This is a genomic window from bacterium, assembly GCA_040755755.1.
GTDB lineage: Bacteria > SZUA-182 > SZUA-182 > DTGQ01 > DTGQ01 > DTGQ01.
The window spans coordinates 17,111-29,570 of sequence record JBFLZW010000006.1 but is presented as its reverse complement, the minus strand read 5'-3'; the positions used below and the strand labels follow the sequence as shown (position 1 = coordinate 29,570).

Here is a 12,460-nt window from a genome sequence, read left to right as displayed (position 1 = left end):
GTCACCCGACCTTCATCATTCTGGATATACACTCCAGAGCGGGTTTTCGAATGTCATCAGAAACGCTGACCACATGCTGCATTCTGACAAGGGCCTCATACACCGAGGCCAGGGTAATTTTTTTCATATCCCGGCAGATCATGGGCCGGGGAAAATGATAAAACACTTTATCAGGAAAGGCCACCTTCAGCACATGGACCATTCCTTCCTCAGTACCGACAATGAATTCCGGAGCCCCGGACTGATCCACATACCGGAGCATGCCCGAAGTGCTGGTCACGCAATCGGCCAGTTCCAGGACCTTGTGATCACATTCCGGATGGGCCATGAACCTGGCTTCCGGATGGGCAACTTTCATGCTCAGCACCTCTTCGGCCTGCAACTGGCAATGAGCAGGGCATCCCCCTTCCCAGGCAATAATCTGTTTATCAGTATGCCGGGCCACATAGCGGGCCAGATTTCTATCCGGAAGCATCACCACCTGCCGTGCGCCATTCAGCGAGTTCACCACCCGGACGGCATTGGCCGAGGTGCAGCAGATATCGCTGGCTGCCTTGACCTCAGCCGACGAGTTTACATAGCAGACTACCATAGCCTGCGGGTATTTTTCCCGCATGCCGCGCACCTGGTCCACGGATATATGATTGGCCAGAGGGCATTCGGCATCGGCCTGCGGCAGTAAAACCACCTTGTCCGGACAGAGGATCGAAGCTGTTTCCGCCATAAACCGCACACCACAGAAGACAATGACCCTGGCTTCGGTTTTGGCCGCTGCCCGGCTCAGCTCCAGGGAATCCCCCTGGACATCGGCTATGTCCAGTAATTCCGGCCGCTGATAATTATGAGCCAGAATGACAGCCTTTTTCTCCTGTCTCAATCTCGTGATTTGCTCGGTAAGGTATTCGTTTTCCATTTTTGCTGACATAACCACTTGTTCTTTTGCTGACATAACCACTTGTTCCATTTTGTTCTTTCGCCTCGTTAATCAAGCTTCGCTACCCGGATCAGGTTCGCTTTTTCAGTAACAAAGGGGAGGCTGTTAATCTCGCCGAGAGCATTCTGGATATTCTGCTCCAGGGCTTCATGAGTCATCATGACGATCGGAACCGCCTCTCCAACCCGCCGCTCCTTCTGAATGACTGAAGCAAGGCTGATATTATGCTCACCAAGTATTCCGGAAATCCTCGACATGACTCCTGGTTTGTCCAGGGCGGAGAATCGAAGGTAGTAAGCAGAGACAATCTGATTGATATCTCTCACTTTTTTCTCTTGGATATACTCTTCGGAGAATGAGGTTGGAGTTATCCGCCGGGTAATGCCTTTTCGGATGTTTCGGGCAATTTCCATGACATCGCTGAGCACGGCGGTCGCTGTCGGCTGCTCGCCGGCACCCATGCCGTAGAACATGGTTGACCCGACCCGCTCGCCAACCACAGAGATGGCATTGAACACTCCATCCACAGTAGCCAAAAGGTAATCCTGAGAAAGCAGGGTTGGATGGACCCTGGCCTCAATTTCACCATTGACATCTTTAGCCAGAGCCAAAAGCTTGATCTTGTAACCAAGTTCCCTGGCAAACTGCAAATCAAGGGGGGTAATCCGGTCAATCCCTTCGATAAATATCGTATCGAGAGAGAGGCGGGTACCAAAGCACAAAGAGGCAAGGATAGCCAGCTTATGGGCCGTATCAATTCCCTTGATATCGAAGGTGGGATCAGCCTCGGCAAAGCCCTGAGCCTGAGCCTCACTGAGAACGCTCTCAAAGGAGCTTCCCCGTCTTTCCATCTCGGTCAGAATATAATTGGCTGTTCCGTTGATAATGCCATAAACCGACTTGATGCGGTTAGCCGCCAGGCCCTCCCTGACAGCCCTGATGATCGGAATTCCTCCGCCAACGCTGGCCTCGAAGCCAATATCCACCTGCCTGGCCGCGGCAGCCTCAAATATCTCCTCTCCATGTTTGGCCAAAAGTGCCTTGTTCGCAGTCACAACATGCTTGCCGTGCGAAAAAGCCTGAAGGAGAAAGGTCCTGGCCGGCTCATAGCCGCCAATCAACTCAATGACAATCTGAATCTGCGGATCATGAAGAATTTCCTCTGCACTGGTTGTCAGCATTCCGGAAGGCAAATTCAGTCCTTCAGCCCGCTTCGGGTTTATGTCAGCAATTTTAACCAGTTGCACGGGAAAACCCAGATGAGCGGTTAGAACCTGCGAATCCTGCATCAGGATATTGACCACTCCCCGGCCAACCGTACCAAGTCCGATAAGACCCACCTTGATATCCATGCCATCACGCCTCTTTTCCGTTTTCCGATGAAAAAAAGGGCTTCGGAATACTCTCCGCTTGAGCCCTCACAAAGTCGTTTGGTCAACTGCGACAGACAACTTCTGCATTATACGAGCTGCGTACAAAGGGTGCAGACTCAACGTGCGAAAAACCCAATCCCAGGGCAATCTCTTTATATCTTACGAAATCTTCAGGTTTAATGTACTCCTGAACACAAATGTGGTCCTTGCTCGGCTGAAGGTATTGTCCGATAGTTAAAATATCGCACTGCGCCGCTTTCAGATCTTTCATGACTTCGATAATCTCATCTTCCTTCTCGCCAAGACCAAGCATCAGACCGGACTTTGTCCTGAGCTTGCCATTCATCCGCTTGGCGCTGCGCAGCACCTTCAGGGAACGCTCATAATTTGCCTTGTGACGAATCTGCTCATACAGCCGGGGAACGGTTTCCACATTATGATTCAGGATATCCGGATTCATATCCACAACAGTCCGGATGGCCTTGGGTGAGCCCATGAAATCCGGTATCAGTACCTCGGTGGTCACATCCTTGTTGTGCTTCTTTATCTGATATAAGGTGGCTGCAAAATGATAGGCACCGCCATCAGCCAGATCATCCCGGGTTACCGAGGTAACGACTACATGTTTGAGCTCCAGGACCCGCGTGGCTTCAGCTATGTTGAGCGGCTCTTCAAAGTCAGGACGGCCAGGAGCCTGGCTCTGGATGTTGCAGAATTTGCAGCCCCGGGTACACCTGTCTCCCAGGATGATAAAGGTCGCCGTGGGTTTTGAAAAACACTCGCCGGTATTCGGGCAGCGGGCCAATTCACAAACCGTGCGAACTTTCAGTTTCCGCAGCAGTGACTTGACAGTATGGACCTGCTCTACATTGATGGGTTTTTTGTGCAACCAGTCCGGGAATTTATTTTGCATGATACTTCTTCTACTCTCTGGCTCGGGGGCACTGTGAATTTCTTAGGCCTTGTTCAATTGATTGGTTCTCTTGAGGTGTGCAGCAGTCACCGTAAAACCATAAACTTAATTCAAAATGCAAGAAATCATGTGGTCATTATATATTCTATTATCCTGGCTGTCAAGGTGATTTAAGGGATAGGGTCCCTCTCTTTCTCTCTCTTCGTGCTCTTCGTGTCCTCCTTCTTGTCTTAGGTAAGTGCCATTCGCCATAGCAATTGTTCTTGGATAGATGCAAACACCTCCACATCAGGGAATCCGTCAATGATACACATGACCATCTTGCCTGAGTGGTTCACCAGCCTTGCCGGAATGTTAATGAGCTTCTTGCGCAGGGTTGATGTTTTGGCTTGAGCCCACTCAGAGCGGGTTATTGAAAATAATAGCCGCGCTCATTTTCAAGGTACACGTGATTTTCAAACAGCAACAAGTTCTGTCAGTAGAGTAGGTGGATTGGTGACGATGAAATAATAGATACTACTTTAAACCGTCAACCCTTATACTCGTGGTGCTTTTTCCACCCCAGCGGCTCGTGTAAAAATGTTCCCGGTAATTTTCAGGCAAGAGATGCAATCGATATGACTCCCAAGAATAGTCTTTTGTTCGTTGATGATGAGCCTAATATCACCAGGTCCCTGCAGAGGCTCTTTCAGGACGATGATTATCAGATCTACACGGCTGACAGCGGAGACGGAGCTTTAAAAATATTACAGACTCATGCTGTCAGTGCTGTTATTTCCGATCAAAAGATGCCTCACATGACCGGTTCACAGTTACTGGAAAAAGTGCGGGAGAAGTATCCTGAAACTATGCGTATTTTACTGACCGGAAGCAGCGATATTCAGGCAGCTATCTCAGCCATTAATCAGGGTCAGATATATCTGTATATCACCAAGCCCTGGGTTGATGAAGACCTGAAAATCAAGGTCAGGCAGGCTTTAGCGCAGTACAATCTTATGCAGGAGAACAAAAGGTTACAGGAGATCACTCAGCGGCAGAATGAACAACTGAAAAATATTAACCTCCAGCTTGAAGAGAAGGTTCGCAAGAGAACCGAAGAACTGGATAATCTTTGCCAGGAATTGAAGCAAAATTTTATGGCATTCATTCGGGTTTGTATTGCCCTGATATCTGATTTTGACAATCTGATAGGTGATCACTGTAAGAGAGTGGCTGTTACCGTCAAGCTGATCGGCCAGAAAATGCTTCTTACGAAAACCGAATTAGAACACCTGGAGATAGCAGCCCTGCTTCATGATATCGGCCTGATCAGCCTTCCCAAAGGACTTCCCCACAAGCCCTTCTACCTCATGAGTACCAACGAACAGGAGCTCTTCAAACAACACCCTGTCAATGGCCAGTCTGCAATCAGCTCTGTCAGAAACTTGAAGGACATAGGGTTGATTATCCGAAGCCACCATGAACAGTATAATGGTCAGGGATACCCCGACGGCCTCAAGGGACTGGAAATCCCGAAGCTGGCCAGGATTATCAGGGTGGCTGATGAGTTCGACCGCCTCAAGCAGACTGCCATTGAGGGAAAACACTTATCGAATCAACAGTGCATGACCTACTTGAGAAAATACCGGGGAACTCTGCTGGATCCAAATACCGTGGACTACTTATGCCTGGTTATTCAGGAAATGCAGGCTTGTGTAGTCACACAGAGCGGAGAAATATGGCTGCCGGCCGAGAAATTGACCCCAGGTATGAAGTTGTCAAGACCGGTAAAAACTAACAACGGTGCTATTTTCATGCAGCAGGATACTATTCTTCAGGAAGAAAATATAGCCAGCCTCATTTCGCTCAAACAGATCAACGCTATCAAGAACCTGATTTATGTTTATCAACAGTAACTACTCAGGTTCAGAGGGGCAAAGGGGCAGGCACAAAGAAAAATGAAAGAATCAGTTATGGCAGGGGGCTAGTCAGAACTCCCTCCCGCGGGAGGGAACCCTTTGGTTTCCTGTTCGTACTGGGCAATGAGCTCGTTAATTTCCTCATCAGTAAGCTCGGCGAAGTTACTGTCCCCCGCTGTCTTCTCAGCATCCGGTTTTTCGCTGGAAATTTCGGGGTACCTGTTTTCGAGAACGCACAGGGTCGCAGCCTGTTGATTTACCTTTCTTAAGAGATACCGGTTTTTTGCTTCGAGGTCAAACAGGTTAAGTGCCTGGTTAACTATTACGCTCAGTTCGAAGTTATCCCACGGTTTGGTTAAAAAGCGGTATATTTCACCCTCATTGATTGCTTGAATAGCTACTTTGAGGTCCGTTTGTCCGGTCAGCATTATTCTCATAGTCTGGGGGGCCATGCTGCGAATTCGCCGTAAAAAAACATGCCCTGGCATCTCCGGCATTTTCTCGTCCGAGATGACCAGGTGTATTTTATAATTTTCGATAATGTTGAAAGCTTCAAAAGGGCTTGTCGTAGTGAATATATTGTATTGTCTAACCTTTTCCTCTTCAAGTAAAGCCCGTTTCAAGGCTTTGAGGATTGCTGCATCATCATCGACAAGCAAGATATTATAACTTTTCATAGCTCCTTTCCTATCCTATCCTCTCCTCCCGGTATCAGGGTATTTTTGTGCTGCACATCCACACCATCCAGAGGAATAAGGAGCCGGAAAGTCGTTCCTTTTCCGATTTGGCTCGTGACCTGGATTTCCCCTCTATGTTTCCGGATAATATCATAGGCCATACTCAGCCCCAGCCCGGTTCCTTTGCCGATTTCCTTGGTGGTGAAAAACGGCTCAAAGATCCGTGACAGGTTTTCCTGCGGAATACCGCAACCCGTATCACTGATTTCGACCAGAACCTGTCCTTCCTCAAGGGATGTCTTGACCCGGATCTCCCCCTGGGATTCAATCGCCTGGGCGGCATTAACCAATAAATTCATAAAAACCTGATTGATTTGCTGAGGATAGCAGCGGACCAGAGGGATTTCTCCCAGTTCCTTGATCAAATTTGCCTTATACTTGAGCTCATTCCAGACAATATTTATGGTACTCTGCAATCCCTGGTTGAGGTCGGCATCCTTCAGTTCCGCTTCATCCAGGTGGGAAAAGCTCTTCAGGTCAGCCACGATTTTGCGGACCCGCTCCGTTCCTTCAAGGGATTCGTCAACCAGGGATTCAATATCCTCGAAAATAAAAGGCAACTTAAGCTCTGTGGAACAGTTTTCCAGGTCCAGGAAGGCATCCTTTATCTTGGGGTGGTCAATATCTTTCAAGCCCGACCATACTTCCTGGCAATGCTTTTTATACAGGCAGATCTTTGCCAGGTATTTTTTCAGGGTGCACAGATTGCTGTTGATGTATCCGATCGGGTTATTGATCTCATGAGCAACGCCCGCTGCCAACTGGCCGATGGAAGCCATTTTTTCCTGCTGCAGGAGCTGACTCTGGGTAGTTTTTAAGTTGTTCTTCTCTCTTTCAAGCTCAGCTATTTTTTCTTCCAGATGGGTAACCAGCCGGTCCTGGTATTTTTTCAGGTAATTGAGTTTATCGGAATCCTCAAGAGCGTCCTTTTTCCCTTCGAGATACCACTGAACCTTACGACGGTATTCTTCCAGGCGAGAGAGTTTGCTGATAAATCCATCACATCCGGCAGCCAGGGATATTTCCCTGTTCTCATCAGCACTGTCAGCAGTCACAGCCACAATGGGGATAGCCCGGATTCCTTCCATATTCCGGATCCTGGTCGTGGTTTCATATCCATTTATGCCGGGAAGATTGATATCGATCAGGATTAAATCAGGTTTTTCCTGCCGGGCTTTCTCGATCCCCTCAAATCCATCCGAGGCATCAATAATTTCATGTTCGCACAGAATGTTTCTGATTAGATCCCTGTGGATTTTCTCATCTTCAATATAGAGTATCTTAGCCATAGTTATTATCTGTTCCTTTTTCCGTTATCCTTGATAATGAGCCACATATTCTTCCGGATCGATGCCCAGCAGGCGGGGATTCAAGGGACGAATGATTTCTTTCTGCTGAGTGTCCTGGTCAGGATCAGTCAAATCCACAAGGATTTTTTCTTTTAACGGCAGGCAGTGTGGGTCGGTCAGGACAAGCACCCGGGGCCGCATGACATCCTGCGGATTAATTTCCATGACAATTCCGATCTCATGCGTGTTCAATTCGACCAGGGTGCCGATCGGATAGATTCCCAGGCACTGAACAAACTTGGCCGCATACAGAGGGGAAAAGTCGGTCTGGGACCGCTCCAGAATCATCTTGATGGCTTCGAAGGGAAGGACCGCCTCATGTTTTCGCCACTTGCTGGTTATATGATCATAGAAGTCGGCAATCCGGATTATCAGGCCGAAGGTCCCGATGGACCTTCCAGCCAGGCCGCGAGGATATCCATCGCCGTTATATTTCTCGTGATGGTTTTGGGCCATAAGAACCACATCTTCAGTTATTCCCTCCGTTTCCCGCAATATTTCGGCACTATAATCAGGATGTTTTTTAATGAGGTTCTCTTCCTGCACGGTGGGGGAATAGCTTTCCTGTAAAAGATGCTGGGGAATCTTCATGAGCCCTATGTCGTGCAGCAGGCTGCCTATGCCGAGACTCATGACTTCATCAGGGTCCATATCGATTTCGCGGGCGATGGACAGACATAAAATACAGGTATTGATGGAGTGGCTGTAGAGATATTTATCATAATCCTTTAACCGGGACAGGCTCAAGAGGGCCTGTGAGTTACGGAAAATGCTGTCTGTCATATTGCCTACCAGCTGATACAGTTGCGGACAGTTAATATTTTTTCCCATTTTCGTGTCCTGCATGAGCTCCTGAATTGCCAGACGTGACTCCTGGTAGATAGCCTTGGACCTCTCGATTTCCTGCCCAAAGGGAACCCTGGCTTTACCATTCCGGTTCTCGCTCAGATGGGTCGATTTTTCAAAATCCACATAGACCGTTTCAATTTTCGACTCAATAAGCTTTTTAATTTCCGCTTCTGCACGGATGACGAAATGATTCAGAAAAAACGGGTGCTTAAACCAGGAAGCTTCAATCCGGTCAATATACATTCCAACTTTCAAATCAGTAGTCTTCACTCTATCGATCATGAGCCGGTCAGACTCCTTGAGGAAATCCATCTCTATTAAGGGCAAACCTCTTATCTATTGATTTCATCGGCCCAAATTTATCCTCTCTTCGAGAATTGTCCGGGATAGACCACTCTGATTGAAGAGATGGAGGAATTGTACCGAATTAAAAAATAAGCTGACCTTCCATTTCACGCGGAGAATTGGCAATCATGGAGATTGGTAAGATAAGTCTCAACCAGCAGGATTCTCTCTCCCCTTCCATCCTGGTGGTTGATGACGAGCGGAATGTACTGCGATCTTTGCAGCGGCTTTTCATGGAAGATAATTACCGGCTATTCCTGGCGGAAAATGCTCAGGATGGACTGGCGATCCTGGAAAAAGAATCCGTTCACCTGGTAATGGCTGACTACCGGATGCCAGGCATGGATGGGGTAGCTTTTCTCAGAGAGGTTCGCCAGCGCCACCCTCAGATCGTGAGAATAGTCGTATCCGGATTTGCCGATACCAAGTCTATTGTCGCCGCCATTAACGAAGGGGAGATCTACAAATTCATTCCCAAGCCCTGGAATGACGACCACCTGAAGCTTATGGTGAGCAATGCCATTGAACATTACCGTCTGTTTGAGGAGAACCGGCAGCTTACCGAGATAGTTCGCAAACAGAACCGGGAACTGCGTGAATTGAATGAAGAGCTGGAGCAAATGGTAATCAGCCGTACCGCTGACCTGCTGGCTCAAAACCGGATATTGTCTCTATCCCAGCAGATAATCGATTGTTTTCCGGTTCCGATTATGGCCTTTGACAGCCAGGGGATCGTTACCGTAGCCAACAGGCAGTCCCAGATACTTCTCGGAAGACCCCTGGTCAGGAGGAAAGACATCGATCTGTTGCCGGACCCGATCATGCGGATAATCCGGGATATTACCACAGGTGACATGAAACAGCGGCAATGCAGGGGAAACCTTTTTCAAAATTTTACGGGACGGGCTGTAGCCATACGATTTGCATCCATAGAACCATCGGATGGGGTGATCCTGGTTCTATTCCCCGATGAGAGGGCTGACAGTGAAGAATCATAATATCCTCCTGGTTGATGATGATCCAATGGTCCTGAAGTCGCTCAAACGTGCTCTGGCGGAAGAGAAATATGTCATTTTTACAGCCCCGAACGCTATTGAAGGCCTTGAGATTATCGATAGACAAAAGATCCATCTGGTTATTTCCGATGAGCGGATGCCCGGCCTTTATGGCAGTGAATTCCTGAAACTGGTCAGGGAGAGGCATCCCTTTACCATCAGGGTGATGCTTACCGGCCAGGCCAGTCTGGAGGCAGCTATCAGGGCCATTAATGAAGGAGAAATCTTCCGCTTTCTGACCAAGCCGTGGAACAGCCTTGAGCTGATGGTTACCATTCATCAGGCCCTGGAGCGGTTTGATCTGGAGGCCAAGAACCGATACCTGCTCAAGAAAGTAAATCAACAGGCAGCCACCATCCGGATGCTGGAGGAGCAATGTCCGGGGATCACCAAAATCAAAACCGACGCCGATGGCGCTATCATCGCCTCGGACATGTTTGACCTCACTGACCAGGATCTTGACGAGATCATTGCTCAGTGCGGGCACGAAGCGCAGGATATCACCGAAGAATAACCCGCTGCCTTTCCCTCTCTTAGTACAGAACTTCTTACATACACGGCCAGTTAAAACATAGTACTTTCCTTGTCATTCCCGCCTACGCGGGAATGACGGTTAGCCAGACTTAGAGAGAGAAAAAGTGGCATGGGCATCCTGCCCATGCCACGAGGGACCCTGCCCTGGACCCTGACCCTTTAAAAAGCTTGATCTCTGCGTGGTCTTCGTGCCCTTTCTGTTCTCATAAGGAGAAGCCCGGCCTGTGTAAGTGCCATTCTGGTTAACCCCATTTTGTTGGTTACATTGCAGATGGAATCGACTATGCCTGCCAGGCAGGGCAAGCCGTACTCCCTGGCGTTTGAACTGAGTTAAGGGTCTGGCAACAGTCTCAAGACGCAGATCCGGAAGAGGCACAAAGAGAGAGGGGCAGACATGGTCATGAGGATAAACCATGGATGTTCTCAAAGAGCCTACCGACATGTATAATGCCTGGGTAATGTGCAGCAAATCACAAAATACCCATTCTTCCTGCTGAAAAAGGTGACCGCGTGGTAACCATCGGCCAGCTTAAAAAATCTACCGCACCAGTTCACGGGCTTTTCTTTCCTTGACCGCCCGTTTAATGCGGCTTACATGGCCCCGGCCAAGTCCCTTGACTTCGCATCCCAGTTCGAAGTATTTTGCGATCTTCTCGTCATTCAGGACCCCGAAGCAGTCGATTATGGCCAGCGGCTTGCCAGCCATGCGAACCACTTCCTCCGGCTGCAATTGCAGATAGGGCTGATGCCGGACGGCAAAGATAACTGCATCGGCTCCCTTCAAGGCATCTTCCAGGTTTTGGGTAATCCGAAGATTTTTCAGCTTGTCCTGATTTCTGAAGAACCGGGCCAGGCTGTAGCCTGGAGTCGGGTAGGTGTCCTGTTTTTCCAGCTCCCACCAGTGCTGCACATAGGGATCGTGGACGCGCATTTCAGCACCCATTTCGGTCAGCCGCCGGACCACCAGCTCTGATCCGCTGTAGCGGGTGTCTCCCACATCCTCCCGGTAGGCGGCCCCAAGCAGCAGAATCTCTGCGGCAGCGATCGGGCGGTCCATATTCCTCAAGGCATCCCTGACAAGCTGGGCTACGTGCAGGGACCTGGTGTCATTGATATTGATGGCTGCCGGGGTGATGGTGAAAATATCATCCTCCCAGCCGAAAATATGCTTATAGGCCCACATGCCAAGGGCTCCGTCCTTGGGCAGGCAGTAGCCCCCGATGCCGGGGCCGGGAAAGATGATATTGTCATGTGTGGGCCGGACCTTGATGGCATTGATCACCTTGATCAGATCGACCCCGTTCCGCTCGGCGAACAGGCTCCACTCATCCAGAAAGGCCAGCATGGTGGCCCGGAAGCTGTTTTCCACGATCTTGGCTGTCTCGGACTCTATGGGGCGGTCGAGAACCGTAAGGGGAAACTTTTTGGTATTCAATACCTCGGTGAGGAATTTCACCACCCGCTTTCTGGCCTCATCGTTAATGCCGCTGCATACCCGCCAGAAGTCACGGATACTGGCCACGTATTCCTTTCCCGGCATGACCCGCTCATAACTGTGCGCCAGCAGGGGATCGGACTGAATGCCCCGCTGCTGGAAAACCTTCTTCATAATCGGATACGCTACCTGCTCGGTGGTGCCGGGAGCAACCGTGGTCTCGATCAAAACCAGGGTGTCGGGCTGAATCTGCTCGGCAATGCTCTCCAGGGATTTTTCGAGGGCCTCCATAGCTGTACGGCCATCATGAACATTGCCGAGAGAGTTCTTCAGATAGTCGCACTGCACATCCACCACCACCGCATCGACCAGCTTCAATACCTCATAGGTATAGGTAGCCACCAGGCTCTTTTTCTCCAGAACACAGCGCCTGATCATAGGCTCCACTTCCGGATCTTCCGCCTTGACCGGCGCGATGCCGCGGTTGAGTAACGGTATCTTCCAGAAGCTTCGGACACTCGGCCGCTGCATGCCAATGACAAATTTTGCCGGATCGCCTTTGGCATCAGCGGTGTCGGCTACCACAGCCGCCATGACCGCCCCGACAAATCCGAGCCCGACCACAGCCACGATCTCCCGGTTCATGGCCCGCTGAGCCCAGACCAGCTGCTCGATTCGTACAAACTCCTGTTTATAGTCCTCTTCCTGAGGAATTGCGAACTTCTCACCATCCGGACTGATTGAATACTGCTTATCCATTGTGCTGCTCCTTTGATTAAAGAGTCATGTGGTTATAAAGCTCGTTTATAGACATGATAAAAGAAAGCGGTCAGTGGTCGGTGGTCAGTAAAGACAGTGATCAGTGGTCAGTGATCAGAATAAAGGCTTTCTTTTCTTCTGGCTCCTGACTCCTGACTTCTGACTCCTGGCTTCTGACTTCTGAATAAAAGTTACTATTCGACCATTCGTAATATATACTCTATCGCTTCTTTCCCGCTGATACTTCGTGTATCTATGGTATGGTAGCATCCACCTTTT

Annotated in this window: 10 protein-coding genes; 3 read left to right on the top strand and 7 right to left on the bottom strand. The window is 49.4% G+C overall.

Annotation, left to right across the window (positions count from 1 at the left end):
- Nucleotide 1 precedes the first annotated feature (1 nt).
- The 3 genes from nadA to lipA form a co-directional block, all read right to left on the bottom strand.
- The gene (gene nadA / locus AB1611_02480) at nt 2-949 is read right to left on the bottom strand and encodes a quinolinate synthase NadA (GenBank protein MEW6378456.1); all 948 of its coding nucleotides are present in this window, start codon (nt 947-949) and stop codon (nt 2-4) included.
- A 32-nt stretch (nt 950-981) separates the two neighbouring features.
- A complete protein-coding gene (locus tag AB1611_02475) occupies nt 982-2,286 on the bottom strand; it encodes a homoserine dehydrogenase (GenBank protein ID MEW6378455.1) in 1,305 nt (434 codons plus the stop codon).
- 82 nt (nt 2,287-2,368) lie between these two features.
- Entirely contained in the window at nt 2,369-3,220 is an 852-nt protein-coding gene (gene lipA, locus AB1611_02470; GenBank protein ID MEW6378454.1) for a lipoyl synthase, read from the bottom strand.
- A 617-nt stretch (nt 3,221-3,837) separates the two neighbouring features.
- On the opposite strand from lipA, the gene AB1611_02465 reads away from it, so the two are divergent.
- Entirely contained in the window at nt 3,838-5,115 is a 1,278-nt protein-coding gene (locus AB1611_02465; protein MEW6378453.1) for an HD domain-containing phosphohydrolase, read from the top strand.
- A 68-nt stretch (nt 5,116-5,183) separates the two neighbouring features.
- Here the strand turns inward: AB1611_02465 and AB1611_02460 are convergent, their stop codons facing one another.
- From AB1611_02460 to AB1611_02450, 3 genes are read right to left on the bottom strand one after another with little or no spacing between them, the layout of a single operon-like run.
- Nucleotides 5,184-5,795, bottom strand: a complete 612-nt coding sequence (locus AB1611_02460; GenBank protein ID MEW6378452.1) for a response regulator — start codon at nt 5,793-5,795, stop codon at nt 5,184-5,186.
- Nucleotides 5,792-7,144, bottom strand: coding sequence for an ATP-binding protein (locus tag AB1611_02455; GenBank protein MEW6378451.1), 1,353 nt, complete (start codon nt 7,142-7,144; stop codon nt 5,792-5,794). The genes AB1611_02460 and AB1611_02455 overlap by 4 nt, the downstream gene beginning before the upstream one ends.
- Nucleotides 7,145-7,168: 24 nt before the next feature.
- Nucleotides 7,169-8,380: an HD domain-containing phosphohydrolase gene (locus tag AB1611_02450; protein ID MEW6378450.1), complete on the bottom strand. Its 1,212-nt coding sequence runs from the start codon at nt 8,378-8,380 to the stop codon at nt 7,169-7,171.
- A 146-nt stretch (nt 8,381-8,526) separates the two neighbouring features.
- On the opposite strand from AB1611_02450, the gene AB1611_02445 reads away from it, so the two are divergent.
- Together AB1611_02445 and AB1611_02440 are read left to right on the top strand one after the other, a co-directional pair.
- Nucleotides 8,527-9,396, top strand: a complete 870-nt coding sequence (locus AB1611_02445; GenBank protein ID MEW6378449.1) for a response regulator — start codon at nt 8,527-8,529, stop codon at nt 9,394-9,396.
- A complete protein-coding gene (locus AB1611_02440) occupies nt 9,383-9,967 on the top strand; it encodes a response regulator (protein ID MEW6378448.1) in 585 nt (194 codons plus the stop codon). The genes AB1611_02445 and AB1611_02440 overlap by 14 nt, the downstream gene beginning before the upstream one ends.
- Nucleotides 9,968-10,525: 558 nt before the next feature.
- Here AB1611_02440 and AB1611_02435 read toward each other — a convergent pair.
- The gene (locus AB1611_02435; protein MEW6378447.1) at nt 10,526-12,181 is read right to left on the bottom strand and encodes a nucleotide sugar dehydrogenase; all 1,656 of its coding nucleotides are present in this window, start codon (nt 12,179-12,181) and stop codon (nt 10,526-10,528) included.
- Nucleotides 12,182-12,460 lie beyond the last annotated feature (279 nt).